The sequence below is a fragment of the Streptomyces sp. NPDC003379 genome (genome assembly GCF_053589195.1).
Genome location: NZ_JBSFRK010000134.1, coordinates 1 through 1,294 on the forward strand (window position 1 = coordinate 1; position 1,294 = coordinate 1,294).

Sequence of the window (1,294 nt, forward strand, 5' to 3'; positions counted from 1 at the left end):
TCGGCGGCGCCTTCGAGATCGACGACGAGGGCATCCGCTTCTGGCACCCGGGCGGCCCGCTCAACGCGATCGCCCTGGAGACCGACGTACACCCCGGTTTCCAGACCGACTGGCAGCAGCCGCTGGTCGTCGCCCTGACGCAGGCGTCCGGCCTGTCCATCGTCCACGAGACGGTGTACGAGTCGCGCCTGGGCTTCACCTCCGCGCTGAACCAGATGGGCGCCCACATCCAGCTCTACCGGGAGTGCCTGGGCGGCTCCGCCTGCCGCCCTGCGGCCGCACCTTCGACGGAGGGATCAGCGGCTCGGCGATCTCCCACAGCCCGTCCGGAACAATCCAACTCCATGTACCCCGCCCCATAGACAGCCCAACGAGCGATCACCACATAGGACACGGTCTAAGACGTCATCTCATTTGGTGAGTCTGCGGTAGCAGATGAGGGTGCAGGCGATGGCGGTGAAGGCCAGGAAGTGCTCGGCCTTGCGTTCGTAGCGGCGGTGCAGACGACGGCAGCCGGCGAGCCAGGACATGGTGCGTTCGATGGTCCACCGGTGGCGGCCCAGCCGCTGCGAGGACTCGATTCCCTTGCGGGCGATGCGGTGGGTGATCCCGCGCTGCCGTAACCATCGCCGCAGGTGGTCGTAGTCGTATCCCTTGTCGGCGTGGAGCTTGCCCGGCTTGCGCCGTCGTCGGCCGCGGCGAGAGCGGATCGGCGGTATGCCTTTCACCAGCGGGATCAGGGCCTGGCTGTCGTGCAGGTTCGCCCCCGAGATCCCGACGGACAAGGGCAGACCGGTCCGCTCGGTGATCAAGTGGATCTTCGACCCGTACTTGCCCCGGTCGACAGGATTCGGGCCCGTCAGGCCCCCCTTTTCAGGGCCCGCATGTTCACCGAGTCGATCACACAGCGGGACCAGTCGAGCTCGCCGCGGGAGCCGAGTTCGTCCAGGATCAGGCGATGAAGCTTGGCCCACACCCTGGCCTTCGTCCACTCTGCGAAGCGTCGATGGGCCGTGGCACCCGATGGCCCGAACGACGACTTCGGCAACTGCTGCCACGTGCAGCCAGACGTGGCCACGAACACGATCGCGGCCAGCACCTCCCGGTCACCGTGCCGACGACGGCCACCACCTTGAGGCCGCACCGGCGCCTCCGGCACCACTCGCTGGAACAACTCCCACAACTCGTCCGGCACCAGCCGCTCAACGATCCCCACCACGGCCGACAGCCTACCCGGGCTGCCAAATGAGATGACGTCTTAACCTCGCCGTTTCGCTTGGTGCGATGAGGCGTC

At 67.2% G+C, this 1,294-nt stretch carries 1 protein-coding gene and 1 pseudogene; one reads left to right on the forward strand and one right to left on the reverse strand.

Features of this window, described 5'->3' with window-relative positions; translation table 11 throughout:
- Positions 1-362, forward strand: a pseudogene (locus tag ACWDVB_RS40285) (hypothetical protein); the annotation flags it as partial.
- 48 nt (positions 363-410) lie between these two features.
- On the opposite strand, the gene ACWDVB_RS40290 reads toward ACWDVB_RS40285, so the two are convergent.
- A protein-coding gene (locus ACWDVB_RS40290; RefSeq protein ID WP_451612071.1) for an IS5 family transposase occupies positions 411-1,210 on the reverse strand; the annotation gives its coding sequence in 2 pieces (ribosomal slippage) (positions 411-872 and positions 875-1,210; 798 coding nt in all).
- Positions 1,211-1,294 lie beyond the last annotated feature (84 nt).